The sequence below is a fragment of the Bacillus sp. T-10(2022) genome, assembly GCF_056502895.1.
The window spans coordinates 901,906-928,064 of sequence record NZ_CP113518.1; the positions used below are offsets into that span (position 1 = coordinate 901,906).

The 26,159-nt window shown below is 35.8% G+C and carries 28 protein-coding genes and 1 pseudogene; 26 read left to right on the plus strand and 3 right to left on the minus strand.

The annotated features are described in order from the left end of the window. The first annotated feature begins 56 nt into the window (after positions 1 to 56). The 6 genes from OSJ91_RS04360 (at position 57) to OSJ91_RS04385 (ending at position 4,162) form a co-directional block, all read left to right on the plus strand. Positions 57 to 443 carry a DUF192 domain-containing protein gene (locus tag OSJ91_RS04360; RefSeq protein ID WP_413015673.1) on the plus strand — a complete coding sequence of 129 codons (387 nt, stop codon included), beginning with the start codon at positions 57 to 59 and terminating at the stop codon, positions 441 to 443. 197 nt (positions 444 to 640) lie between these two features. Then, positions 641 to 1,519: a CPBP family intramembrane glutamic endopeptidase gene (locus OSJ91_RS04365; protein WP_485891078.1), complete on the plus strand. Its 879-nt coding sequence runs from the start codon at positions 641 to 643 to the stop codon at positions 1,517 to 1,519. Positions 1,520 to 1,749: 230 nt separating this feature from the next. Next, positions 1,750 to 1,959 (plus strand): hypothetical protein, encoded by a 210-nt coding sequence (locus tag OSJ91_RS04370; protein WP_485891079.1) that lies wholly within the window; start codon positions 1,750 to 1,752, stop codon positions 1,957 to 1,959. A 279-nt stretch (positions 1,960 to 2,238) separates the two neighbouring features. Then, on the plus strand, positions 2,239 to 2,460 hold the full coding sequence (locus OSJ91_RS04375) for a DUF4272 domain-containing protein (protein ID WP_485891080.1): 222 nt from the start codon (positions 2,239 to 2,241) through the stop codon (positions 2,458 to 2,460). Then, complete coding sequence (locus OSJ91_RS04380) at positions 2,430 to 2,846, plus strand: DUF4272 domain-containing protein (RefSeq protein ID WP_485891845.1); 417 nt, start codon at positions 2,430 to 2,432, stop codon at positions 2,844 to 2,846. The genes OSJ91_RS04375 and OSJ91_RS04380 overlap by 31 nt, the downstream gene beginning before the upstream one ends. A 518-nt stretch (positions 2,847 to 3,364) precedes the next feature. Beyond that, positions 3,365 to 4,162, plus strand: a complete 798-nt coding sequence (locus OSJ91_RS04385) for a fumarylacetoacetate hydrolase family protein (protein WP_101226022.1) — start codon at positions 3,365 to 3,367, stop codon at positions 4,160 to 4,162. A 340-nt stretch (positions 4,163 to 4,502) separates the two neighbouring features. Here the strand turns inward: OSJ91_RS04385 and OSJ91_RS04390 are convergent, their stop codons facing one another. Then, entirely contained in the window at positions 4,503 to 4,637 is a 135-nt protein-coding gene (locus OSJ91_RS04390) for a hypothetical protein (RefSeq protein ID WP_258832098.1), read from the minus strand. Between the two features lie 159 nt (positions 4,638 to 4,796). After that, the gene (locus OSJ91_RS04395) at positions 4,797 to 6,173 is read right to left on the minus strand and encodes a sigma-54 interaction domain-containing protein (RefSeq protein WP_485891846.1); all 1,377 of its coding nucleotides are present in this window, start codon (positions 6,171 to 6,173) and stop codon (positions 4,797 to 4,799) included. 292 nt (positions 6,174 to 6,465) lie between these two features. Between OSJ91_RS04395 and OSJ91_RS04400 the strand changes: the two genes are divergently transcribed. The 5 genes from OSJ91_RS04400 to brnQ all read left to right on the plus strand — a co-directional run bounded on the left by OSJ91_RS04400 (position 6,466) and on the right by brnQ (position 12,451). Continuing rightward, entirely contained in the window at positions 6,466 to 7,473 is a 1,008-nt protein-coding gene (locus tag OSJ91_RS04400) for a proline racemase family protein (RefSeq protein ID WP_485891081.1), read from the plus strand. 94 nt (positions 7,474 to 7,567) lie between these two features. Continuing rightward, positions 7,568 to 9,127 carry an L-glutamate gamma-semialdehyde dehydrogenase gene (pruA, locus tag OSJ91_RS04405; RefSeq protein WP_485891847.1) on the plus strand — a complete coding sequence of 520 codons (1,560 nt, stop codon included), beginning with the start codon at positions 7,568 to 7,570 and terminating at the stop codon, positions 9,125 to 9,127. Between the two features lie 353 nt (positions 9,128 to 9,480). Beyond that, positions 9,481 to 9,636, plus strand: a complete 156-nt coding sequence (locus tag OSJ91_RS04410; RefSeq protein ID WP_192824877.1) for a hypothetical protein — start codon at positions 9,481 to 9,483, stop codon at positions 9,634 to 9,636. Between the two features lie 411 nt (positions 9,637 to 10,047). Further along, positions 10,048 to 11,007: a proline dehydrogenase family protein gene (locus OSJ91_RS04415; protein ID WP_485891848.1), complete on the plus strand. Its 960-nt coding sequence runs from the start codon at positions 10,048 to 10,050 to the stop codon at positions 11,005 to 11,007. Positions 11,008 to 11,095: 88 nt separating this feature from the next. Beyond that, positions 11,096 to 12,451, plus strand: a complete 1,356-nt coding sequence (brnQ, locus tag OSJ91_RS04420; RefSeq protein ID WP_485891082.1) for a branched-chain amino acid transport system II carrier protein — start codon at positions 11,096 to 11,098, stop codon at positions 12,449 to 12,451. Between the two features lie 398 nt (positions 12,452 to 12,849). On the opposite strand, the gene OSJ91_RS04425 is transcribed toward brnQ, so the two are convergent. After that, a complete protein-coding gene (locus OSJ91_RS04425; protein WP_485891083.1) occupies positions 12,850 to 13,845 on the minus strand; it encodes a zinc-dependent alcohol dehydrogenase family protein in 996 nt (331 codons plus the stop codon). 424 nt (positions 13,846 to 14,269) lie between these two features. Between OSJ91_RS04425 and OSJ91_RS04430 the strand changes: the two genes are divergently transcribed. The 15 genes and pseudogenes from OSJ91_RS04430 to OSJ91_RS04500 all read left to right on the plus strand — a co-directional run bounded on the left by OSJ91_RS04430 (position 14,270) and on the right by OSJ91_RS04500 (position 26,127). Then, positions 14,270 to 15,955 carry a methyl-accepting chemotaxis protein gene (locus OSJ91_RS04430; RefSeq protein ID WP_485891084.1) on the plus strand — a complete coding sequence of 562 codons (1,686 nt, stop codon included), beginning with the start codon at positions 14,270 to 14,272 and terminating at the stop codon, positions 15,953 to 15,955. A 415-nt stretch (positions 15,956 to 16,370) separates the two neighbouring features. After that, positions 16,371 to 16,715, plus strand: a complete 345-nt coding sequence (locus OSJ91_RS04435) for a DUF4181 domain-containing protein (protein ID WP_350302792.1) — start codon at positions 16,371 to 16,373, stop codon at positions 16,713 to 16,715. A 139-nt stretch (positions 16,716 to 16,854) separates the two neighbouring features. Beyond that, positions 16,855 to 17,298: a GNAT family N-acetyltransferase gene (locus tag OSJ91_RS04440; protein ID WP_485891085.1), complete on the plus strand. Its 444-nt coding sequence runs from the start codon at positions 16,855 to 16,857 to the stop codon at positions 17,296 to 17,298. A 23-nt stretch (positions 17,299 to 17,321) separates the two neighbouring features. Next, a complete protein-coding gene (locus OSJ91_RS04445; RefSeq protein WP_350301373.1) occupies positions 17,322 to 17,852 on the plus strand; it encodes a PepSY domain-containing protein in 531 nt (176 codons plus the stop codon). A gap of 14 nt (positions 17,853 to 17,866) precedes the next feature. After that, entirely contained in the window at positions 17,867 to 18,289 is a 423-nt protein-coding gene (gene fosM / locus OSJ91_RS04450; RefSeq protein WP_485891086.1) for a FosM family fosfomycin resistance protein, read from the plus strand. 36 nt (positions 18,290 to 18,325) lie between these two features. Continuing rightward, entirely contained in the window at positions 18,326 to 19,018 is a 693-nt protein-coding gene (locus OSJ91_RS04455) for an aspartate/glutamate racemase family protein (protein ID WP_485891087.1), read from the plus strand. A 577-nt stretch (positions 19,019 to 19,595) separates the two neighbouring features. Then, a complete protein-coding gene (locus tag OSJ91_RS04460) occupies positions 19,596 to 19,793 on the plus strand; it encodes a hypothetical protein (RefSeq protein ID WP_350301376.1) in 198 nt (65 codons plus the stop codon). A 145-nt stretch (positions 19,794 to 19,938) separates the two neighbouring features. Continuing rightward, a pseudogene (locus tag OSJ91_RS04465) lies at positions 19,939 to 20,490 on the plus strand (GNAT family N-acetyltransferase). A gap of 268 nt (positions 20,491 to 20,758) precedes the next feature. Beyond that, entirely contained in the window at positions 20,759 to 21,208 is a 450-nt protein-coding gene (locus OSJ91_RS04470) for a YrvL family regulatory protein (protein WP_350301378.1), read from the plus strand. A gap of 503 nt (positions 21,209 to 21,711) precedes the next feature. After that, positions 21,712 to 22,086, plus strand: a complete 375-nt coding sequence (locus OSJ91_RS04475) for an STAS/SEC14 domain-containing protein (protein WP_485891088.1) — start codon at positions 21,712 to 21,714, stop codon at positions 22,084 to 22,086. Between the two features lie 306 nt (positions 22,087 to 22,392). After that, on the plus strand, positions 22,393 to 22,743 hold the full coding sequence (locus OSJ91_RS04480; protein WP_350301380.1) for a cupin domain-containing protein: 351 nt from the start codon (positions 22,393 to 22,395) through the stop codon (positions 22,741 to 22,743). Positions 22,744 to 22,871: 128 nt separating this feature from the next. After that, positions 22,872 to 23,324 carry a MarR family winged helix-turn-helix transcriptional regulator gene (locus OSJ91_RS04485; protein WP_485891849.1) on the plus strand — a complete coding sequence of 151 codons (453 nt, stop codon included), beginning with the start codon at positions 22,872 to 22,874 and terminating at the stop codon, positions 23,322 to 23,324. Further along, positions 23,311 to 23,712: a rhodanese-like domain-containing protein gene (locus tag OSJ91_RS04490; RefSeq protein ID WP_350301382.1), complete on the plus strand. Its 402-nt coding sequence runs from the start codon at positions 23,311 to 23,313 to the stop codon at positions 23,710 to 23,712. The genes OSJ91_RS04485 and OSJ91_RS04490 overlap by 14 nt, the downstream gene beginning before the upstream one ends. 586 nt (positions 23,713 to 24,298) lie before the next feature. Continuing rightward, on the plus strand, positions 24,299 to 25,204 hold the full coding sequence (mphM, locus tag OSJ91_RS04495) for a macrolide 2'-phosphotransferase MphM (RefSeq protein WP_350302793.1): 906 nt from the start codon (positions 24,299 to 24,301) through the stop codon (positions 25,202 to 25,204). Positions 25,205 to 25,638: 434 nt separating this feature from the next. Further along, positions 25,639 to 26,127 (plus strand): YjdJ family protein, encoded by a 489-nt coding sequence (locus tag OSJ91_RS04500; RefSeq protein ID WP_350301383.1) that lies wholly within the window; start codon positions 25,639 to 25,641, stop codon positions 26,125 to 26,127. Positions 26,128 to 26,159 lie beyond the last annotated feature (32 nt).

Sequence of the window (26,159 nt, forward strand, 5' to 3'; positions counted from 1 at the left end):
ATGAACTTCTTTTAAATTTCTTTCCTGCTTATAATACTACTCTAAGGTGAGTGAACATGAAAAATAGAATGAAAACAAAAATGATAAAAATACTCAGCGGAAACAGGGAAACTAGATTAACGGTTCAAGTTGCAGATACTCAAAGAAAAAGAGATAAGGGCTTAATGTTTGTTGGGAATTTACCCGAAAACGAGGGGATGTTATTTGTGTATCCAGTTAAAATATATGGTGGCTTTTGGATGAAAAACACATTAATTCCTTTATCTATTGCTTTTCTTGATTGGGATGGGGAAATTCTAAAAATACTTCATATGGAGCCTTGTAAAGAAGATATATGTCCTACCTATGATCCAGAAATTCCTTATCAATATGCAGTTGAAGTGAACCTTGGATGGTTTGAAAAGAATCAAATTAAAGAAGGGGATTATGTAAGGTTTTATTGAATTGATCTCACCTCTAGTTTTTCTGGTGAGGTGATTTTTTAGTTCATATTACTAAAAAAATTGTGAAGAAATGTACTAAAACTTACGGGTGCGTTAGGTGAAGATCGGAGCTGTCTTAAAGGCAGCTCTTTCTTATGCAGCTATCGGGGCAGTTTACAGGAGTGCTGTTAAGTAACATGAGGGGGGATTTACTTTATATGGTATTGTATATGCAAGGACTTATTCAGCTAAAGAGCAGTTATTCCGAACGTTTAGCTGAAACGATTGAATTGTGCTTTCTTAAAGGGGGGATTAGCATAAATCACTCACGGACAAATATGTTTCTCTTATTTTTGGCAATCTTATTTTTCGCAGGTATTATTCTTTTTTCATTTAGGATGTTTGTTTGGGGATTATTGCCACTCATATTCTTGCTTATTCTCTACATTTCAACTAATAAATACCGTTCATCAGTTTCCTTGTTTATTTTCTTCTTATTAGGTACATTGGTGTATCAACTCGGAAGCATCTATATCAATGAATGGAACATATCCAAAGAAATGAAAATCATAATAAACAGATGTTTACTTATATTTATTATGATTGGAACAGTGATTTCACTAATGTTGTCTAAGCAGAAGATATTTTCCTATGCACGATTACCAGATTGGCACAGGCGTATCAAAATGCCGTTTCATACAATTAAATTACCGTATTTTTTACTTATTGGGCTAATGGTATCAAGCACAATACTTATACCATTATTTAGTCAAGAAATGAGCGATTTAAAAACAGTATTACTTTTCGGTATATTGTTTGCCATCATAAACGCTACACTTGAAGAAGTAATTTGGAGAGGTATTATGTTATCTAGTTTAAAAAGAAATGTTTCCACCTTTTATGCTGTCGTAATAACCAGTATCGGATTCGGGCTACTGCATATATCAATTGGAATTCCTGTAATAATAAGCTTACTTTTTTCTTTTGGGGGGCTTTTTTATGCAATCGTAGTTTTAAAGACCGATAGTATATATCCATCCATAGTTTTTCATATTGTTATCAACTTGGGTATGGTTTTCCATGGATGGATAATTTGATCTTATTCCATACAGGGTTTCTTAATGAACGAACGGGTGCTTTAGCTGAAAAATCGGAGCTGTCTTTAAGGCAGCTTTTTCTTTTTGCAACTTCGGGGCAGATTAAGATACATCCATCTGTTTAATTGAGTGCCAGCTCATGTTATAATGAATAACTTACGATAATTACTGTTTCTGAACGGATGCCAGAAAAGCCTCCGCATAGCGATAAAATATGGAGGTGTAAGAGAATGAATAAACAATGGACGATTGGTAAAATTAAAGAATTTGTTGAGAACAATTCGGAAAGTAAGTTGCTGACGACGGAATATCAAGGTTTTTCTCAAAAGTTACTATTTAAATGTACATGTGGCAGCAACTTTGAAAAAACATTCAAGAAATTTAAAAATAATAACCAACGTAAATGTGATGTGTGCCAACCGCCTAAAGCGGCACGATAACGTATAGTGAATAAACCGAAGTGCTAATTTCTATTAAAGAGAAGTTGGCACTATTTTTATTTTGGGAAATAAAAGTGGATTTCACTAAAGGGGAATTTAGAAGAATATTCCTTCTGGAACGAACGGGTGCTTTAACTGAAGATTGGAGCTGAAGCTTTTTCTTCATGCAACTAATTGCCCGGGAAAGTTGAGTAGCAGGTTACAATAAAAGACGGTCTGTGGAAAGCTTTCCTAATAATAATTTTAAAGAAGCGGGATCAGCTCATAGTGAGGTGCTGAATGAGTAGTTCGAAAAAGAGAAAAAAACAAACAGAAAAAATATTAAAGACCCTAAAGGTACCAATAAATAAACATTTACCCTTAACGGAAAATGAAGAAGAAGCTTCCCTTAGAACAAAGGAAGAGATTATAGATAGAATTATTTCATTAGCGATAGTCTCAGCGAAAGCCATGGAGGCTCCGCCAGAAAAATATTCACAGAAGAAGAACAAAAGTTTTTAAAGAAAAAACATCTTAATCACAATGAGCTGATCCAATACTCGTGGAAGTTAGAACGCATTTGGCTTCTGCTTTGGTCTGTAAATCTAATAGCCGATTTAGATGTTCCAGTCGATACTTGCAATGCTGAATATGTTTTTGAGACGGTTTTTTCTCTTCATTCTAAACAAGAGTTGCTTGATGAATCCACTTTAAAACCAACCAGTGATATATTAGATAGTCTTGATTTTATTTATAGGGCACATTGGGCGGTACGAGAAGCCCAAATAAATCATTTGGAAGTTCCATCATCTCTAGATGAAGGCGTTGTATATGAAAGGCACTACACCCTTAATTGGCTAGCAAATTATATGGATCAAGAATGGGAGGAAATAAGTACAGATACATAAAAGCTGCAATACATACTTTTATGCTCCTATATCAGGCTTAAATGTGAAGTTACCTACTTGATCTAACAGGCAGGAAGGTTGCTGGGGCAGCCTTTTTCTTATGGCACTAACAAGACAGGTTAGCTGAAAAGGGACGAATTACCAGTACAAAAGTTTTGATATTTTGAGATAATCAATAAGCACCAAGTCTTTGATTGTAATAGAATGGATTTGTGTAGAAAATATTATACAAGTTTGGGTGGTAAACATTTCATGGGGAATGTATTACTGGGACTACCAATCGGAATATTTATTGCAGCCTATATAAGGCAATACACAGATAAAATTATAAAAAAATTGTAGGTTCCATAAAATACATAGTTAAATAATTTCTTATTGAACTAAAGGTCGGTTTAGTTGAAGATGGAGTCGTGACGAGAGCTCTTTTTTCCCGTAAAAGAACAGGCATGTTATAGTATAGGAGAACCGGATTTTATTTTATCTGTGGTAATCTTAATCATCAAAGGAGTTTATTCATAATGCATGTGCTACAAAAAACACAAAAAATAGTTCGCTATCAGAATCAACAGGGCAAAATACATTACGGTATTGTTGAGGATGACATGATATTACAACTGTCTAGCAGTTTTGCTGAACTTGTCAACAAGGAAATAAAGTATGACGGGGTCGAGCTGAAATATAGTGACGTGAAAATCTTGGAACCTGTAAAACCTTCGAAAGTGGTTAATTTCGGCTGGACATATGCAGGTCATGCGAAGGAAACGGGTGGAGAGGCAAACCTTGTTGAACCATTCCTATTTTTAAAGCCATTATCTTCGCTTATTGCAGACAAGGAGAATATTATCCTTCCTCCAAACGAGCTATCCAACCAAGTGGAACTTGAAGGGGAAGTGGCCCTTGTCATTGGAAAGCGCGGAAAAAACATTAAAGAAGAAGATGCGCTTGATTATGTATTTGGCTGCACGATATTTAATGACGTCACAGCAAGAGATCTTACAAAAAAAGATCCACAGTTTACGCGGGGCAAAGGATTTGATACATTCGGACCTTTGGGACCATGCATCGTTACCGGGGTAGATCCTACAAACTTAAGGATTGTGACCACTTTAAACGGCCGCGTTGTCCAAGACGGAAATACCAATGAAATGTCTCTAAGTATTCCATTTTTAATCAGCTGGCTTTCACAGGTAATGACACTGGAGCCCGGTGATATTTTGGCCACGGGTTCACCATCTGGCAGCTGCACGATCAAGTCGGGGGATGAAGTCGTTGTTGAAGTCGAGAATATCGGTCGGTTATGTAATGGTGTCCAGTAAGATTTGCTGGAATTCTTAATACGTTAAAAAAGATCAGAGCTGCCTTTAAGGCAGCTTTTTCTTATGCATCGGGGCAAGGTTAGTTTAATAAAGAATGGATAAAGTATGTATGTAGATAAACATTTGGGGTGTGATTGAAACGAATAACAGGCTATTAGAAATATATATGTTGGATGGGAAGATACACTAGATAATGACGACTGGTATTTTGGTAATTCGAAAAGTCTATTATTTCGATGAAGAGTCAAGTAATCCTTCATGTTAGCGGAATGCTTGACCCTTCAGTTTCGTTTACCTGCAAGTCTCTTTTTGGAAAAGCAAAGAAGTCACGAGATTGTACTTATTTAGCATTGCGCGGGGGCTTATTAGTTGGATAAATTGCTTTTTCCAAGTCTTCTGCTGCAATCACTGGGTCTACTGTATTGCTTTTAGCCTTTCCCTTCTGACTATTGCCTTTATCACGCTTTTGGCTCATGCCTAGAACCTCCCTCCATGTAGCTTCATTTGTTAAGATGGACTATTAGATGGCGACTTATTCACCAAACAAGTGAAGGGCCTCGTTTTGATGTGAAAACATCCATATAGCATTTAATATGTAATGGTGTCAGCTATTGTTGATAGACGATAATTAATATTAAAGTCCATACTTTGTTATCTTTTTATAAAGAGTAACTCTTGAAAAGCCTAATTCTTTTGCTGCCAATGTCTTATTACCTTGCGTATTTTCTAACGCTTTTTTTATCCGTTCTTTTTCTATTAAGCTTATTTCATCTTGAAACGTGATAGGAGTATTTACAAACGTTGTTTTTTTAACCCTTTGTGGAAGCATATTCAATATATCACTGGCTTGTAATACAGCGTCATCAGTCATGACCACAAGTCTTTCTACGAAATTTCTTAATTCTCTAATGTTACCAGGCCAGTGATAAGAGGAAAATAACTCAATCATATCATTAGTTTGAAATTGTATTTCTTTTTGATATTTAATTGAGAATTCTTCTATAAATAAATTTACCAACTCTGGAACGTCTTCTAATCTTTCTCGTAGTGAAGGAATATGAAGGGGAACCACATTTAGACGATAATATAAGTCTTCTCTGAATTCCCCTTTTTCCACCATCTTCTCTAACATGCTGTTTGTAGCGGCTATTACCCTTATATCCACTTTGATTGCTTTTGTGCCACCTACTCTGTAAATTTCTCCTTCTTGAAGAGTTCTCAGGAATTTAACCTGGATGTCTAAAGGCATTGTTCCTAATTCATCTAAAAATAATGTACCGCCATGTGCTTCTTCCAATTTTCCCGCCTTCCCGCCTTTTTCAGCTCCTGTAAACGATCCTTTTTCATAGCCGAAGAATTCGCTTTCAAATAAAGGGGAAGGGATAGCGCCGCAATTAATAGGAACAAAGGGCTTTCTTTTTCTGGAACTTGACTCATGAATGGCCTGTGCAAAGAGTTCCTTTCCTACACCGCTTTCTCCTAATATCAACACTGTTGCGTCCGTTGTTGCTACTTTAGTAGCGGATGCCTTTATCTGATTAATAATTTTACTGCTGCCTTTTATGCTAGAGAACGGTAAGTTTTTAGCCTGATTAATGACTTGCTGTTTTAAATCTTGTAGTTTTGAGTTTGTAACGGAAAGTTTATCATTTAGTTTTACTGTAGCTGTAATATCACGATCTACCGATATAGCGCCAATCAGGTTGCCATCACTGTCAAAAACAGGAGAAGAACTGATTAAAATATGCTTATCAGGCCGAGGTTGATGATAAACATCAAATATTGGCTGTTTGTCTTTTAAAATTTCGTACAATTTAATATCCTTCATTTGAAAGTAATTCTCTATGTTTTTCCCTATTATTTCATTTGATTTAATTTGATAAGTATTTTCTGCTGCCTCATTCCAGTAAACAACCCTACCCGTTTTATCAACAGCTGTTACTGCATCTTTACTGGTCTTTAAAATAGCTTCTAAATAAAAAAGGATATTATCTCTACTAATCTTCCCTATTTTAATCCGCCTCCTTTTACAACTCTTTTGTGTAAGTTTACAAGTTTACAATATGTAAATAATATTTACACTATTTACAATATTATAAAAAGGAGTACTATTCAATATTGATAACTTTTTTTATTACTTTACCCCCACTCCATCTGTTTAGAATAAGGGCCATACTCGTTTTATAAAAGAGAATGACTTATTTTTTTGCGCGTATGAATGCTGAAAAAAGTTTTTGGCATGCGAATTGCATTATGTCTAATAGAACGCAAACTTTTGTGAGAAAAAGAGAAGGTGGTAAGTAATGATCAATTTTTCTAAGTTTATTGAAACAATCGATACCCACACAATGGGTCAGCCAACAAGAATTATTGTAAGTGGGGTTCCGAAAATTTCAGGAGATACCATGTTAGAAAAAAAAAATAATCTTAAAAAAGAAATACCTTGGCTAAGAAAATTATTAATGAACGAACCACGCGGTCATCAAGATATGTTTGGAGCTATTCTTTGTGAACCTTCTCAAGAAGGATGTGATGCTGGCTTAATATTTATGGACAGCGGCGATTACCTTAATATGTGCGGTCATGGCACAATCGGCACGATTACTGCAGGTATACAGTTTGGCTTGTTACCTCAAAAGGAAATGTTTTTTCTTGATACACCGTCAGGCAAGATAGAATGTACAGTTAAGTATAAAGATCAAAAAGTTAGTCAGGTGTCGTTTCGGAATGTGCCTTCTTTTGTACTTGAAAAAAATGTGAGTATTTTTATGGAAGGCTATGGAACTATCAAATTAGATATTGTTTTTGGCGGCAGCATATTTGCTATAGTTGATGCCTCACAATTTCATTTGAAATTAAATACAAACGAAACTCTTGTCTTATCTAAACTTGGTATGAGAATAAAACAAATACTTAATGAGCAATTTTATTTTGAGCATCCTCAAAACCCCAATATTTGTTCGGTGGATCTTGTTGAGTTCAGCTTGAAAAAGGGGAAGAACCATTATCGTAATGCTGTTGTTTTTGGGAATGGGCAAATTGACCGTTCCCCATGCGGCACAGGTACTTCAGCAAAATTAGCAACGCTGGATCTTCAAGTTGGTGAAAGTATTATTCAAGAAAGTATTATCGATTCCAGATTCATAGGTAAAGTAGTCGGAAAAACGACAGTATCGGGTTTTGGTGCTATTATTCCTGAGATTACAGGGTCAGCCTGGGTTACAGGATTACATCGATTTGCTTTAGAAGAAACCGATCCATACCAACAAGGCTTTACCTTAAATCAGCAGTCTTTATTGGAAAATGCTTAATGCACAGGCAGCCGTTGACAGCGGAATTTTCTATTTGGAAAGTACAGAAATTAACGAACTTATTATCTATAAAAGGAGAAAAAACTACATGACCATGATCACTACATTAAAAGAAAAATATAAGCACGAGCCATTCACTGATTTTATCATTGAAGGAAATAAACATGCATTTAATAAAGCATTAAATGTTGTTCAATCTGAGATGGGGAAAGGCTATCCCCTAATTATCGGGGGCGAGTCGATTACAACAGATGAACAAATTCTTTCGATTAATCCGGGGAACAAGGATGAAGTAATTGGTAGTGTTTCCAAGGCAAACAAAGAGTTGGCTGAAAAGGCGATGCAAGCTGCGCTAGTTGCTTTTGATACTTGGAAAAATGAAGATCCTGAAGTAAGGGCCAATATTTTATTTTGTGCAGCAGAGCTTCTCCGCGAACGAAAGCATGAATTTTCTGCTTATCTAGTAAAGGAAGCAGGAAAGCCATGGAAAGAAGCAGATGCAGACACAGCGGAAGCGATTGATTTTTTAATTTTTTATGGACGCCAAATGATGCAATTAAAAGAGGGGGCTCCAGTAGAAAGCCGGGAAGGTGAAGTAAACTCTTTTAATTATATTCCACTTGGTGTAGGGATCATTATTTCGCCTTTTAACTTTCCAATGGCGATTATGGCAGGAACTGCGGCAGCGGCAATCGTAGCAGGAAATACAATTCTTTTAAAACCGTCTAATAATACACCTGTAATAGCAGCTAAATTTGTGGAAATATTACAAGAAGCTGGTCTTCCTGAAGGAGTAATCAATTACATACCGGGAAGTGGCGCAGAAGTAGGCGATTACCTCGTAGATCATCCTAAAACCCGCTTTGTATCTTTCACTGGTTCACGTGAAGTCGGATGCCGCATTTATGAACGTGCCGCAAAAGTACAACCCGGTCAAATTTGGTTGAAGCGTGTAATTGCTGAGATGGGCGGAAAAGACACGGTTGTAGTTGATAAAGACGCAGATTTGGATTTGGCCGCATCCTCGATCGTGTACTCAGCATTTGGATTCTCAGGGCAAAAATGTTCAGCGGGTTCACGTGCGGTTGTACACCAAGATGTCTATGACGAAGTTTTGGAAAAAGCAGTCGCTTTAACAAACACGCTATCAATCGGTAATCCAGAAGACATGAATACCTACATGGGACCAGTAATTGATCAAGCTTCTTTTAACAAGATTACAAAATATATTGAAATTGGAAAAGAAGAAGGCAAGCTGGTAACAGGCGGTGAAGGGGATGACTCTAAAGGATACTTTATCCAGCCGACCATTTTTGCTGATGTTAATGAAAAAGCACGTATTATGCAAGAAGAAATTTTTGGTCCTGTGTTGGCTTTCTGTAAAGCGCGCGATTTTGATCACATGATGGAAATAGCGAACAATACGGATTATGGGCTAACTGGAGCGTTACTCTCAAATAATCCTGATCACATTAAGCGGGCAAAAGAAGAATTCCATGTAGGTAATCTTTATTTTAACCGTGGCTGCACAGGAGCAATTGTTGGCTACCAGCCATTTGGCGGTTTTAACATGTCAGGAACAGATTCCAAGGCAGGTGGCCCTGACTATCTCATGTTACACATGCAGGCAAAAACGATTAGTGAAACAGTTTAATTAAATAAGGCAGCAGCTTTTCTGCCTTTTATAAAATGGTCTTCGCTTTGGGGCTTCAGTAGAATTCGCTTCAACCAAACAAGAAGCATTAGAAGCAACAGATTACAATATTAGAACAGATAGCTAGAGCTGGTGTAGCTCTTCTAATTCCGCAGCCGGACATAGCTGATTCCTTCACGGTTCGTCCAACAGAATCGGTCTGTTTTGAATCACATGTGACATGGACAGGGATACTTTAGCGGTTTACATGGTTGGAACGTCAGCAGAGGCTTCTTGTTTCCGGGGCGGGACATATACTGTTTAATTTCGTCGTCTGCTATTGAAATAAGCAATTTGAAGTGGAGGAAATTTTAATGTGGATTATCACGATCCATTCCAATAAAAATGTCAAAATCTTTGAATTTGAAACTGAACAAGAAGCAAGATCAACTTTTGAAAAGGTACAGGGCTGTAAATTCCTAACTGAAGTAATTTACTTTAACGATTATCAGTTAGCTAAATCCTTATAATGGACCGTCACAATTTTGTGAATGAGCCCCTTTTCCTGATGACGCCAATTTTAAACAGGGTGTGCAAGCTCTGCCTGTGTTTGAAATCCAATAATGGTACCACAATACGAAACGCGGTCGTAATTTTTCTTCTGTGAATTGTTTTGTGGTGATTCAATTCTACAAGAAAAGGTCTTCCTTTTTCTGTTTACTCATTTTCACAAGATATACTACTCTCTCGATAAATTTTTATGTCGAATCTGAAAAATATTAAATTAGTTGCCTAGAAAAAGAATTGGAAGTAAAAGCGTTTTATGTTTGTTTTCAATAAGTTAAACCCTGAAATGAACACTTAATATAATTGAATGGTAAAAAGCCCATTTAAAAATGATGGAGGTCACTATTTTGACAATAACAAAAGATTTTTTTATTATGCTTTCACAAAATAAGGTGCTTAATAGCGGTGCAAAACGATGGGGGCTTAAACTTGGTGCCCAGTCTGTCGTAGCAGGAACGAATATTGAAGAAATGGTGAAGAGTGTTAAAGAATTGAATGCAAATGGAATCTCTGCAACAATCGATAACCTTGGTGAGTTTGTATTTGAAAAGAAAGAAGCCATTCAGGCGAAGAAAAAGATTCTTGCCGTTATCGAAGCTATTTATCAGCATCAATTAGATGCCCATATTTCCTTAAAGCCTACTCAGCTGGGACAGGATATTGATTATAATTTCTGCCTTGAAAATCTATCGGAAATTGTTGAAAACGCGTACAAACATAATGTATTTATCAATTTTGATATGGAGGATCATGGTCATCTTCAGTCATCATTTGATCTAATTGATGAACTCTCCAAAGACTATGATAATATTGGAACGGTTATTCAGGCTTACTTTTATAATGCGAAAGATGTGATTGCAAAATACAAAAATCACCGATTGAGAATCGTAAAAGGCGCATATAAAGAGTCTGAAGGTGTCGCTTATCAAGACAAAAAAGATATTGATCAAAATTTCATTGAGTTAATCGAGTACCATCTCCTGCATGGTAAATTTACATCCATTGCTACACATGATCACCAAATCATTAATCATGTAAAAAAGTTTGCCAAAAAGAATAACATACCAACAGAGAAATATGAATTCCAAATGCTTTACGGATTCAGAAAAGATATGCAGTTGAGTTTAGCAAAGGAAGGATACAATTTTTGTACTTACGTTCCGTTTGGAGTGGATTGGTATGGGTACTTTATGCGCCGTTTGGCGGAGCGTCCCCAAAACCTTAACTTAGTAGCCAAACAGACATTTAACAAAAAAACGAACACATTAATTGGTATTGGCGCTGGTGCGTTTTTATTAGGAAGAATTAGCAAGAAGAAATCAACTAAAGTATAAAAAATAGCAGCAAATTGTTCACAGGATATTTAGGAAGGGCTCTTTCAGCCGTTCCCGCAGCTTTAATAAGTATTAAGGGGGAATAACATTGGATAAGAAAGTGTCCTTTTCGCAAGTGCTGTCTATTGGTTTAATGCTCTTTGCCATGTTTTTAGGAGCGGGGAACGTTATATTTGCCCCGATGTTAGGTCAACAGGCAGGAACAAGCACCTGGCTCGCCATGGGAGGTTTTTTGATAACAGGCGTTGGGCTGGTTTTACTAGCAATCATAGCCTTAACTCGTGGAGGTGGTACTGTAGAAAAACTTGCAGGTAGGGTTCACCCACGCTTTGCTGCATTTTTTTCAATATTGCTTTTTCTCACACTGGGACCTATTTATGTTATTCCTAGAACAACTTCTGTTGTCTATGAAATTTCTTTAAAACCATTAATACAAAGTGAAGCAAATGAATGGTTGTATCTGTTTGTATTTTCCGTACTATTTATTCTATTGACGGTTTTCCTCTCTTGGGATACAAAAAAGTTTATTGATAATTTGGGTAAAATCATAACCCCTATTTTCTCAATTTTGCTAGGAGTATTGATTATAAAATCATTTATCACACCTATGGGCAAAATAGGTGATCCTCAAGAGGGTTACTTAAATGGCGTTTTCTTAAAAGGATTTACACAAGGTTACTATACAATGGACATACTTGCTGCTTTTATATTTGGGGGTATTTTCATTAAGACAATTAGTTCTTTAGGAATAAAATCTGAAAAAGAAGTTTCTAAGATATTTATTAAAGCAGGAATCATAACCATTATCGGATTAATCGCCTTACAAGTTTCAATGGCTTGGATTGGTGCTTCAAGTGTGGATGCAATTGGTTTAAAAGAAAATGGCGGGGAAGTGCTAGCGGAGAGTGCCATTGCTCTTTTTGGGAAATTTGGGGTTTACATCATTGGAACCGTTATTTTTCTGACGGGGATTACCACCAATGTTGCTTGCCTGGCAGCTGTTTCCGAATACTTTGAAAGAATTATGCCGTCTTTAACTTATAAAAAATGGTTAATAGTTTTTTCTATCTTAGGCTTAAGTATTACAAATTTTGGATTGAATGCTATTTTAACTTTAGCATCCCCTATATTACTTCTGCTTTACCCATTGGCAATTGCTTTGATTGCTTTAATATTTGCCAATAATTTGTTTAAGGGTTATCAGTCCGTATATGTGAGTACAGTTGTGGGAGTCGGATTGGTTGCTCTGCTTGATTCTTTAAAAGAGGCTCATATCTTAACACATGCAATTAACAATACATTTGGATTCATTCCATTATTCGAACATGGCGTTGGATGGATCAGCACAGGATTAGTGGGCTTTTTGATTGGGTTAATAGTCGCCAAAACTAAAAAAGAATCCAGCGTAATTATATCTGGACAAGTAAATGATAAAGTCTCGTAATACTCAATTAGTTGATGGGACAGAAATGGGGAAAAGTCAAAATTACCCCTTAGGGACCGGCCATTGAAACAGAACTAGATCCTTTTATTAATGGAAAGGAGAAGCAAAGCAGCGGAGCAGAGGAACAGATATGATGATTGTCCGGTTATGTATAATGATTTCATATCTTTCAAATGTAATGACACTGAAACCGAGATTTTATTTTGACAGAAAGCCCTTTTTATCCTGTAGAAGTCTACTATGGCAACCTGTCTTAAAGTTGCCAATTCCTATTACTATGTCCTATTGGTGCTTTACGGCAATTAAAAATAAAAGCAGACGGTACAGCGGGAATCTTAGAGATTTTCACTGTACCGTCTATTTTTAAATGAACATAAAGTTGTTAAAGTGCCTATTCATTACCAATCATTTTTTAAAACAATTTTACCTATCGCCTTGCCTGACTCCAAGTACTCATGGGCCTTTGAGACTTCATCAAACGTGAACATGTTTGAATCCACCAGCGGGCGCAGCTTACCTTCCTCAACCACCTTGGCAACCTTCTTTAAAATTTCTCCATATTGCTTATGCATGTCCTTATTTAATATCTTCAACAACATAAAGGTAACATGTAGAGAAAGTCCCTTTGAATGCACTGGGGAGAGGTCATGAGTCGAACGGGCAGCAATGGCTGCCACCGTTCCATGTACCGCAGCCGCCTCAAAAGAGCGATCAAGGTTTTCTCCCCCCACCGTGTCAAACACAACGTCAAATCCTTTTCCGTCTGTATATTTTTGTACATAGTCGTGAACGCTTTCTTCTCGATAATTGATCGTTACATCTGCCCCAAGGCGCGTGCCAATCTCCAGCTTCTCTTGCGAAGAGGCAGTTGTATAGACTGTCGCGCCTTTCCATTTGGCTAGCTGAATGCCAATGTGGCCTACACCGCCGGTTGCTGCATGGATCAGTATATCTTGTCCAGGGACAAGATTTGCCCGATTAAATAAAGCTTCCCATGCGGTAATGGCAACTAGTGGTAAAGCTGCGGCTTCTTCCATCGTCAAATTTTTCGGCTTGTGAGCAAGTAAATCAGCATCTGCCAGCATAAACTCCGCAATTGCACCGCCAGTCCCTTTAAAACCACCCGCGCATCCAAACACTTCATCGCCAACTTTAAACTCAGTCACTCCTTCACCCACTGCAGATACCAATCCTGCAACATCACCATGTAAAACGGCTGGAAACTCGGGGGCAACGGCTGGAACTGCACCAGCACGGACTTTCGTATCAATAGGATTTACACTTGAAGCCTTGACTTGAATAAGTACATGTCCAGGTTTTAGTTCGGGTTTTGAAACCTCTTCAAGCTGAAATACGGATGAATCACCAAAAGATTGAATAATTTGTGCTTTCACTTTAGTCACTCCTATTTATTTTTATGGGGAATGTCTCATTACCTATGCATGTTAAGGATCGTAGGCAATAGCATGAAAAGTAAGAATATTTAGTCTTTGCTTGTAAAATCAATGATACTTTATCTACTATAAAATTAAAAGTTAAGCACATTTTTTAAAGGGAATTTAAGAGAAGTCTCTTAAATCATTAAAATATTAATATGATTTTTATTACTAATATATCAGTGATGGTAGCGTGAAGGTTGGAGCAAATACTTAAGTGCAGTTTTAAGCAATATCTATATTAGTTGAAGAGTGAGCTGCCATATAGGCGGCTTTATTTTTATTGTTACAGAAGGTTTTTATCTTCATAAATAAGCTGGAATTCCGATATAAAAGGTGAGTGAATGTTAAAAATTTATAGCTTTTTAGGAGATGTAAACAATTGAAAATTAAAACGAGGTTGATAACTACAGTTTCCATTCTTATTGGAACTATTCTAATACTGGGGAGCTTTGCTGTTTATGTAATAGATGCATTATCCGAAAGAAATTCTATACTTCAGGATAAGATGGAAATTCAAAAGGCTGTTATTGGAATTCAATATCGCCTGGCAGGTTTATCAAATGATGAAAGGGCATTTATCATAACTGGGGATAAACAGTTTGCCGAAGGGATGGAAGAAAAAGCAAATGATGTACAAAAGAAAATCGAAAGAATTAAGGATCTTAATAATGAAAAGAATTACGGGGAGAAAATAAATAATCTAGAAGAAAACTTTAATGATATTTGGGAAATGAACCAGCAGGTAATTAACATTCATAAAGAAGATCCTGAAGGAGCTAAAAACTTGCACTTTGGAGAAGAAAGAACTCTTAGGAAAGAAGTGCTGGATCCATCAGTAGATGAATTGGTGGAATCTCTCAATGCCGATGTTACCAATATACAATCGTTAAATGACCGCAATTCTGATTTTAGTAGGGGAGCCTTTCTCTTCCTGGCAATTGCTTCATCGATAGTTGGACTCGCGTTATGTATTTTGCTATTAAGGTCAATTCTAATGCCACTTGGAAAGTTAAACCGCCAACTAGAGGAAATAGCCACAGGTGATGCTGATTTAACTAAGCATATGGAGGTTACAGGCAATAATGAATTTGGTCAACTGGCTAAATCGTTTAATATCTTCGTGGACTCGCTTAGACAAATGATTTCTCAAATTGGCATATCATCCGAACAAGTGGCAGCTGCTTCTGAAGAGCTTTCGGCCAGTACCGAACAGTCTATAGTAACATCGGATCACATCTCGGAAACGATGCAAGCGATAACTCATAGCAATATTGAACAAAGCCAGTTAACAGTTAACAGTCTAAAGGCGGTAACCGATTCACTAAACAGCATCATTTTGGTAGCTTCGAATACATCAAAGGTAGCAGAGGTTTCATCAAATATGAGAGGGCAAGCTGAAAGTGGTGAAAGCTCGGTAAAAGAAATGCTCGAGCAGATGAAATCCATCAATCTGTCTGTTGACATGGCGGATAAAGGAGTCACCTCATTAGTATTTAGCGCGACACAAATTAAAGAAATCTCCACTCTAATTACTGATATTTCAGGTCAGACGAATTTACTTGCATTAAACGCTGCAATTGAGGCTGCTAGAGCCGGGGAGCATGGCAAAGGATTCGCAGTTGTTGCAGAAGAGGTTAGGAAATTAGCCGATCAAACCAGTCAATCTGCAAATAATATCCATAAGCTTGTTTCAACCATCCAAAATGAATCAAACGAGACCGTTAATAATATTCAAATTGTAAGAGATAATGTGGACTCTGGAAGAAAGCTTTCAGAAGAAACGGTTACAAACTTTGAAGAAATTTTAATTTTAATTGAGCAGGTAACATCTCAGATTCAAGAAGTGGCAGCAGCTACCCAGTTTATAAAGAATGGCTTTGAAGAACTGCAGCAAACCATTGAAATAATTGCTGAAGGGTCGCAAGAAACATTAGCTGGCACTGAAACAGCTGCTGCTGCCAGTAAGCAGCAATTGGCCTCAATTGAGGAGGTATCGAATGCAACAATTTCCTTGACCGGATTGGCGGAGGAATTGCAGGAGATGATTTCTCGTTTCAAGGCTTAACGAAAAAAATGCCCCCAAGCGATTAGGTTTTGGGGCATTTTTTACATTTGAAACTATTTATCTGGTATTTGTCATGCTAAAAAAGTTAATCAGAATAGAGATACAGCATTATGGAACGGGTATGCGAGACTCCTTCGGGAAAAGCGCATCTAGCGGAGACACCGCGGGCGGACCGCCTGCTTGAAAGCGAGTGCCTGGAATGGAAATCCACATCCCAATTGTACAACCATAAAGAAACTGTCGACAAACTCAATTACTATCGAGTTTGTCTCAGTCTGGAGCTGTCTGGAAGGCAGCTCTTTTTTTATGCAGCTAAAGAGAAAGGTTGTTTGAATAAGATATAAATAATTTTGTGGTAAACTATATATAATGTAAATAAAAGGGGAAAATTTAATTGGGATTCTTAGTGTTCATTATGTTCTTTATCATTATTATTATTCTTGCTCTCTTTATAAATAAATTTCTAACGAAATGGCTTGGTGTAGAAAGGAAAGAAAAGTTATCAGAAACTCCTGGTAAGAATATTGACCGATGGGGAAGAGGTATAATCTTATTAATTTTTTTATGTACTCTTCCCTATGCAATAGAGAACAGAAATGTTATAAAGTGGTATTGGATATGCTTTTTAATTGTATCAATTGGTTTTCAGTCGTTTATGGAGTGGAAGTACCTGAAAACCTCAAAACAATATGTCATTACACTTACTTACATATTGTTAGCTCTAGTTATCATGTATTTTATAGATTATTTTATTTACTGAATCTATCTATTGTCAAAAAGGGGTTGCTGCGGCAAGCCTTTTTCTTATGGTCCTATAGGAACAGGTTAGTTCAACGAAGATAAGATATAATTTGGATTAATATACAAAATTTTAATGAAAATAGAAGGGAAGCGTGAATATGACAGAAATGGTACCACTGACATCGGAGAATTTGGAGCTATGTATCGAACTCTACATGAATGTTTTTAATCGTGAACCATGGAATGAAAGATGGACATATGAAACGGCTAAAGAGAGACTTTCCGACTTATTGAATACGCCTAAATTTCTTGGCTTTTTATTTCATGTTGATCACAATCCAGTTGGTTTTGTTGCTGGAAATAGTAAGGTGTCTTATCAAGGTTTAACTTATTATTTGGCAGAGCTTTGTGTGAATAATGAAATGCAAGGCAAAGGGCATGGCTCAAAAATGCTTCGATCTTTAGAAGCTGAACTGCAGAAGAGAGAGATTAAAAGTCTATATTTATTAACGGCTAATGACGGTCATGCAGAAGCATTTTATCTGAAAAATGATTATTTTGTAAATGAAGATAGGGTGGTTATGAAGAAAAATTTATTTTGAAAAGTAGTCAAGGGGGGATGGAATTGTCGAAATCTGTAAAGTTGTATCAATTAAGCCGAAAAATACATAAATGGACTGGATTGGTTTTATCCGTTTTTTTTATGTTCATTGCAGTCACAGGCCTCGTACTTGTTTATATGATGCCACTCGGAGTGGCTGATGAGTTAAGGACGGGGAAAGAAGCGAGTCCAGATCAAGCGATACCTATGGAGAAGGTCGTGTCCATTGCTACGTCTCAGGATCTTCCAGGTGCGGATTCGGTTGAAGATATATTTAGAATTGAATATAGACCAAGTGCAAATGTGTACCAGGTTCGCTTTCATAACGGTCAAGGTGTTCAAATAGATGTAAGTACGGGAAAAGTGTTATCCACAAATCCAGATTACTCGACTTTCCTGATTACTTTGCATGATGGATCCTTCTTTGGCGATTGGTATAGATACAGTATCCTCACAATGACCGGTTTATCCTTAATACTGCTGTCATTTTCCGGGTATTACATGTTCGGGTATCCTCTCTATAAGCGTCTAATGGCGAATAAAAGGCAATCTTAATCTGAGGTGGTAATGTGTCTATAAAAGGTTTGAATCACTTTTTATTTTCAGTTTCCGATTTAGAGAGTTCCATAGAATTTTATCAAAAGGTTTTTGATGCAAAATTATTAGTTAAGGGCAGAAATACAGCCTATTTTGATTTGAATGGAATGTGGATTGCCCTGAATGTTGAAAAAGATATTCCCCGTAATGAAATAAGCCATTCATACACACATATAGCATTTTCCATAGAAGAAGCTGACTTTATTAACATGTACGAGAAACTAATCGGATTGAATGTAAACATCCTGTCAGGACGTCCAAGAGATGAAAAAGATAAGAAGTCTATTTATTTCACTGATCCAGATGGTCATAAGTTTGAGTTTCATACAGGTACTTTACAAAATAGAATAGATTACTACAAACAAGAAAAAGCACATATGGAGTTTTTCGACTGATAAGTAAGCTATTTTCAAATGAAAAGGGGAATGTTCATGAAAACTATTGGCCTTATTGGCGGCATGAGCTGGGAGTCATCTTTAGAATATTATCGAATCATTAACGAAGAAGTAAAAGCCAAATTGGGAGGATTGCATTCAGCCAAGTGCATTTTATATAGCGTGGATTTTGAAGAAATCGAACGCTACCAAGCTGAAGGGGATTGGGAAAGCTCAGGCAAATTATTAGGCGATGCAGCTTTGTCTTTGGAAAAGGCAGGTGCCGAAATGATTCTTATTTGTACAAATACGATGCATAAAGTGGTCGGAAATATTGAAGAAAAAGTCAATTTACCGATTTTACACATTGCTGATTCAACGGCAAAACAAATTCAAAAGTCCAAAATCAGTACGATTGGTTTACTGGGCACTAAATATACGATGGAGCAAGACTTTTATAAAACACGAATAGAGTCTAATGGTATCAAGGTTTTGATACCAAATGATGAGGATAGAAAAGTCATCAATAAAGTAATTTATGAAGAATTATGTTTAGGGGAAATTCAACAATCATCAAGGGAATATTACAAAAACGTTATCAAGGGGTTAGTTGATGATGGAGCGGAAGGAATAATACTAGGCTGCACAGAAATTGGATTACTAGTAAAACCCGAGGATTCCGAAGTGCCATTATTCGATACAGCTGTAATACATGCCATTGAAGCCGTAAATATGGCATTGGAAAAATGATTTGATGACATTGTGCTTTAAAAAGGAAGGTTGCTGCGGCGGCCTTTTTTTGTGGAGTAAAAGGGGCAGGATAATTCAGGGAATTTTCAACCAAATAAATGGAATTATGTGTTAAAGTTTTACTATAAAATTTGGGACTCAAATTTAAAGGGAGAAAAAGATGAGAAATGTAATATATATATATATTTATTACTATTTTAATTTGGATCTTATCAGGAACTTTTTTGTGCATCCATAGTAAGGGTCTGATGAATGTTAATCCTTGGGGGATGCACAATTTTGAAAATATAACGATACAAATAGCAGTTATTCTATTACCGGTTATTGGACTATTTTTGTCAATTCTTATTAAGAAAAGAGTCATAAAGTACGTAATGATTTTAGGGTGCTTAATAAATATTTATTATCTCTCCATTCCATTTACCTTTGCTTGGTTACATTACTTTCAGGTCATTTAATACAGTAGAATACTTTTTGAAATTAGACTAACGGGAGCTTTTCTTCATGCTTAAGCTGTGCTTATGCAGCTAATTGATTAGAAATAAAATTTATATTGCAGTAAAGGAGAAGGTTGGACTTGATAAAGATAGATACAGTTTTTTCATATATTCTTCTAGGAGTGATCGTATTTTACGCCTTGGAGTGGTTAGCTGTTGGTTCAGGTTTCGGGGTACTTGTTGGCGGGAGTTTTGGTTTACTTTTATTTATAGCCAATCATATTAGTAAAAATCAAAAAAACATGGGTAATACGGAAGAACCTGATGACAAGCAATAAATATTAATATACTAGTCTAACGGGTGCTTTACATTAATAACAGGGTTGCTGTGGCAGCTCTATTCTTATGCAAAGGGGCAGGTTAGTTGAATAAGATATTTTGGATAAATGTATGTAAGAATTAGTAATATAAGGGGGGATTCTTATGATATATGATAATCTAAATAAAACAATTACCACTAAAAGGCTAGTACTAAGACTTTTTCAAATATCTGATGCAGTAGCTGTTACTAAACTTTGTAATAATTATAATATTTATAAAAATACATTGTACCTACCTTATCCATATACTATAGATGATGCTTTATCATGGATTGAGCATCATCTTAATAATTTTAATGCTAATAAATCATATGAATTTGCTATAACAGATAAGGAAAGTGGAGAATTATATGGAGCTATAGCGCTATCTAACAACCACAAGTTTAATCATGGTGAAATAGCCTATTGGATTGGTGAAAAATTTTGGGGAAATGGATATGCTACAGAGGCAGCGCAAGCTATATTACATTTTGCATTTGAAGAAAAGCAATACCATAAAGTATTTGCTCGTTACTTTAATTCAAATCCAGCTTCAGGAAGAGTAATGCAAAAATAAGGCATGAAAAAAGAAGGGGTATTAATTGACCATGTGAGGAAAGAAGACCGATTTGAAGATCTAGTATGTTATGGGATTATAAACTCAGTAGGATTATAGATTATACTGAGGGAGATATGCTAAATTATTAGCCAAATGGTGGACCGATGGTTTAATGGGTTCAACCAGATATATTTGGCTGAACTTCTTTTAGTAAAGGGTTCTTTACTTCAACTTATTGCTATTGTCATAAAAACATCCTGAAAACAAGAAATATAAAGATTATGATTATGAGCGTGAGGATGATTTTATAAATATAGATATGGAATATTTAATAAGTAGGATCACTATCTCGTTAATGTAGTACTAACGGAGGAGAAACAGACATATGCCAGAAAATAAAAATGATTCATTTCGTGATATGAATATAAAAGAAAAGATGGCAACAGTTGCCGGATTAGCATTTCTCATTATTCTGGTAGTGGGCTTTGTTATGGGGCTTTATTTCTTTGGACTGGCAGGGATTTTTGAACTGCTCGGCGTTCGGTATGAATCTATCTGGTCATTGGTTATTTTTGTTGTCAGTTTCTTTATTCTAGGCATCATTGTCGAATTGTTTTCCAAAGCAATTTTCAAGCTGTCTGTCCGAAATATAACAGGAAAAATAAAGGTGTTTTTTATCCGAATCGGTTTTGAAGGCACATCGAACTGGCTAGTACTGTTCGCAGTGGATGAGTTTATGAAAAGTATTACACTTTCCTTGAAAACCGAGATTATTATTGCATTGCTACTTGCCATAATAGAAATTGTTTTCGACGATGATAAGGAAATCCCCTAATAAAACAATTTACTTAAGTATAATTAGGGATTTCCTGTACCTCAGGTGTAGAATAATGGAGTTGGAAGTGAACTTAGCTCGTGATTTATATTATTTAAGGCAAAGACAGACTCAAAGGTAAGACAAATTAGCCCATGCTGAGATTTTTCCATATTCACCGTGCATTTTTGGTCCACCATTTATAAAAATCTTCTTTGAAAATTTGAATCAAGATATCCTAATAATGGGCTTCTGTATATCCGGTCACGTACGGACCTTATATGTTTAGAGGCCATCCTGGAATCTTAGGTAAAGGCGTATCAACAGGTAATGAACCAATTTTCGCTGCTTCTTTTAATAAAAGTTCTTTATTTTAAATCCCCATTCATTCCACGATTCTTCTAAACTCGGCTAATTCTTTCATGTGAATGACTCCTTCCTTGTTTATTCGAACTGTGCAACATTAAAACTCATATAATTTTCCACTATTTGGTTTATAATGATAGTAAGGAGTTGTTGTTTAATTGAATGTTACTAATATAAGTACATCCATTTCTGAAGATATTATAATTACTAATTTGACAGGTTTCATAACCCTTGCTGATGTAAACACCTGGTTTAATTCATTTGAGAAAACGTGCTATTCATTTATTAGACAAGGAAAAAAGTATAAGTTGTTAGTTAATCGTAAAGGTTATACTCCAGAACATTTTTCTGTACAAAAATTGTGGAAAGACAAATTTTTCTCTAATAATATATTAGAGAACACCATTGCAGTCGCTTTTTTATTAGAAGAAGGTGATATTCTAATTCACCTTGAACAGTCTAATACCAAAGACAATGCAATGTTCTCAAGTAATTATGACCAATTAATTGACTGGCTTACTAAATATAAATAACGGATTATTACTCCTAAGTTGCTGAAAGGTAACTTTTTTTAATGCACAGTTTGTGTCAACTCTGCAATAAGCTATAGAACTAACGGGTGCGTTAGCTGAAGATCGTAGCTGTCTTTAAGGCAGCTTTTTTCTTATGGAACTAACGGGGCAGGATAGTTGAAGAGTGCTGTTTGATCTTTATTCAACAATTGGGCCATTTAATGGAATAAGGCTTAATGAACGGTCAGTTGAAGAAAAAAGGTTATTTCGTTCTATTGTCGAATTTAGTCTATTTAAGAAGATTAGGATTTTCAAAGGAGAAAGAGTATGCAAAAAAAGGGACAATTAGAAGTTTTTAACCTACACGAATTAATAAAAGACCAAAAGGACTACACAAATTTTATCGTAAGTGAAGTAAATGACCACGCTCTTAGAATAGCTGTGATAAATGGAGAATTTCACTGGCATAAACACGACGATTGCGATGAATTATTTTATGTATTAGAAGGTGAACTTTTCATAGACCTAGAAAACAATGAAACAGTTTCTTTGAAACCAGGTGAAATATTTACTGTTCCTGCTAATACAATGCATCGTACTCGTTCAAACGAACGGACAGTTAATATATGTTTTGAAAAGGCGAGTATTGACGTAAAAGGAAGTAACAGTGAGTTGTAATTATCTATGGGGTTATTTCACTAAAGGGCGCATTTCATTAATATGAAATGCGTTATTTTTGTTTAACAATCATTTACAAAAAATTATTAATCAGTTAAACTGATAATATGATTAACTGATAATTGGAGGTGATTAATCTGTATTTAAATAATTCTTATGGTTTTTTGCTAGCAAAAATTGAGGAAGAGATGGAAGAACGCTTAATAAATAATCTTTCGCCACTAAAAATCAACGCAAGACAATTTGGCATCTTACAATTTATTGAAGATAATCCAGATTCCTCACAAATCACAGTTTCCAATGCACTATTTATTGACCGTACAACAATGGTGGCACATGCTGATCATTTAGAGGATTTAGGTTATATCAAAAGGATTAAAAACCCAAATGACAGAAGGTCATTTGTTCTAACCATAACGGATCAAGGTGAAGAAAAATTAAGGTTAGGAAGAAATTATCTTGAGGATACTGAATTAAGCGTTTTATCATCTCTAACTAAGGAAGAAAAAGAAAAATTAAAATCACTTTTGTTAAAAGTTTGGAGATCAATTCAAAAGGAGGAAAAGGATGAATCGTATTGAGTATTTTAAAGCAAGGTTAGAAGCTAACATGAGTCCAATGGAATATAGAAATGCAATAAAAGATTTCCCTGAAGGCTATGTTTTAATTGATGTAAGAGTGGGACCCAATGAAATGAAGAAAGAGAAGTTGCAAGGTGCTCTCGTTATGCCTTTAGATCAAATTCCGAATAGGATAGATGAATTACCAAAAGAAAAGACACTGGTTTTATATTGTTGGGATACTTGGTGTACACTTGCTGCAAAAGCAGCCATTCTTTTATTAGAGAATGGTTTTAATGCTAAAGAGCTTTACGGTGGATTAGCAGCTTGGAAGACATTGGGGCTTCCAACTGAAGAACTTGGAAGCAATCAAAACTCTTTAACAAGTTCTGTAAACTGTGAGTGTTAAATGAATTTAATATTAAAAGTAGGCTTATTCAAGAAAAGGGCGCGATTCTTGAATAAGTTTCGCTTTTCTTAATGAACTAACGGGTGCGTTAGTTCATTAAGGATCACAAAAATAATCAATCTTTTTATAAAGTAAACAAGAAGATTAAAAATATATGTTGTTCGAAAAAGGGGAGGGTATAGATATTCCTTCCCCTTTTTGTTTACAGTTAAATTTGTATGACTGTATTGTTTATAATGTACTCGATTTTGTATCTCAAAACAGTTTAGTGATTGAATTGGTGCGGTTTTGAGTGGATTAATAACTCTATGTACTCAAATCCATGTCCCCAATGTACTTATCTTTGTGTCTTCGTACAGCGACTAGGATGAATAGATCTAAAAACATTTTTCATCGTATTTTATTCTGGAGAAGATAGATTACTAAAAACATTTTTCATCGTATTTTATTCTGGAGAAGATAGATTAGATGATATATTATAAAAATGTATTAATTGAGATTTTTTGGAAATATTTTTCTCAGAAAGAAAAACAGGTTATTCCAATAAACTTGCTTTTTTTTACAAAAAGAATAGGAGAAGGAAGTGATCGCTTTGAAGAAACAGCAAGCAGCAGAAATAGCAAGAAAGTATGGTTTGAAAGTGAAAGAGGAGTCTCTTGTATTCAACCAATCAGGTTTGGACTTTCTAGTTGTCTATGCAGAAGATGATAAATGCGAGGAATGGGTGCTAAGGTTTCCGAGACGAGAAGATGTGATGCCTAGGACCTCAATCGAGAAGAAAGCATTGGATCTTGTCAACAAATATGTCACTTTTCAGACTCCAGTCTGGTCGGTTTATGAAGATGATCTGATAGCGTATAAAAAGTTAACTGGAGTACCAGCCGGCACGATCGATCCAGAGATTCAAAACTATGTGTGGGAGATGGATTATGAAAATGTTCCTGAACAGTTTCATCAGACATTAGCCAAAGCTCTGGCTTCGCTGCATACAGTGCCGAAAGCAGAAGCTCTTAAAGTAGGACTGATTGTCCATACAGCAGAGGAGGCAAGAAAATCAATGATCGAGCGTATGGAAAAGGTAAAAGCGGAATTTGGCGTAGGTGAATCCCTATGGAAACGTTGGCAGACCTGGGTGAAAAATGAGGAATTGTGGCCTCAGGAGACAGGTTTGATTCACGGAGATGTTCATGCTGGGCATACGATGATTGATAAGGATGCCAACGTAACCGGTTTAATCGACTGGACTGAAGCAAAAGTAACAGATGTATCAAATGATTTTGTTTTCCATTACCGCGTATTCGGGGAAACAGGCCTGGAGAAACTGATCGACTACTACAGGAAAGCAGGAGGGATTTACTGGCCTGCCATGAAGGAGCACATTATTGAACTTACTGCGGCATATTCTGTTGCAATTGCTGAGTTTGCAATCATCTCAGGCTTGGAAGAGTATAAGCAGATGGCAAGAGAAACATTGGAATTGGATGACCGTTAGCATTAAGCAAAAAATAAAGTAATTATGGGAAAATACAGTTCTTCTCAATGAATAATAACTGCTAAGTTTTTCTCTTGGATTACTTCAGTGGTGTGAATAAAGAATTCACAAGCCAAAACGCATGCGTTTTCACAGAGAAAATCTTAAACCTTTACACAGTACGACTAACTCACGACAAAAAAGGTCACGATGAAAGGCATAAAGTTTTTTTTGTAACTACACACCCAAAATTATAAATATGTAAAGATACATATTAGTTTAACGGGTGCTTAATTAGGGAGTTGCGTTAGCAACTCTTTTTCTTATGGAACTAACGGGGCAGGTTAATTGAAGAAGAAAATAGGATTTTAATGTTACTATTTAATGTTACTAATTGAAATTAATGTTAAAGTAAGTGTGGAAAAAATTTCAAAAAATAAATGAGGGTGTTTAATATGTTTAGGTTTAGTTTTTTGTTTCAGTTTGGTATAGCATCTATTTTACTTTTAATTTCTACTGTTTGTGCTTTATATGAAGGTAGTGCAATCGTAGATCATCCTAGCGAATGGAAGTACTCAACACCATTTTCCCAATTTTTATACGGTGAGGTAAATAGTAATAGCTATATATCACAACTTGACTACTTTATATACGCAGCTAAATTTCAACCAACTTTTCCTGCCATTATGGTAATAAGCAGTTTATATTTGTTAATTCGTATTGGATACCATTTATTAAAGCAACAGCATAAACGGTTTGCTTATTATTTATCTTTTTGGGGTGGAGTATTATTCTTACTTAGTTATTTTATTTTTAATTCTCCTACATTTGGTGGTCAAATTTTTTTCTATATTTGGTTAGTGAGTGGTGTATTGTGCATTGTAATTGCTGTAATAACTTATTTTCAGATTTTAAATCGTAACACAAACGAAATTACAAATTAAACTTATTGAACTAACGGGGCAGATTAGTTGTA